1 tRNA gene is annotated in these 216 nt (G+C 41.7%); it reads right to left on the reverse strand.

The window, feature by feature from the left end:
- Positions 1-139: 139 nt before the first annotated feature.
- A tRNA-Ala gene (locus ACVA53_RS25180) sits at positions 140-215 on the reverse strand.
- Between the last annotated feature and the right edge of the window lies 1 nt (position 216).

Below are 216 nucleotides of genomic sequence, written 5' to 3' on the forward strand. Positions count from 1 at the left end.
GTAGAAACTATTAGTTATTGAATTCGAAAATTCAATTTACTAGTCAGCTTTCCAGATTGTTAAAGAGCATGTGTTTCATTATCCCCGAAGAGATAAAAAACCACTTTCTAACAACTTTATCAATAAAGTGTTTAGAAAGTGGTGGAGCTATGCGGGATCGAACCGCAGACCTCCTGCGTGCAAGGCAGGCGCTCTCCCAGCTGAGCTATAGCCCCA

The sequence above is a fragment of the Photobacterium sp. DNB23_23_1 genome (assembly GCF_052873815.1).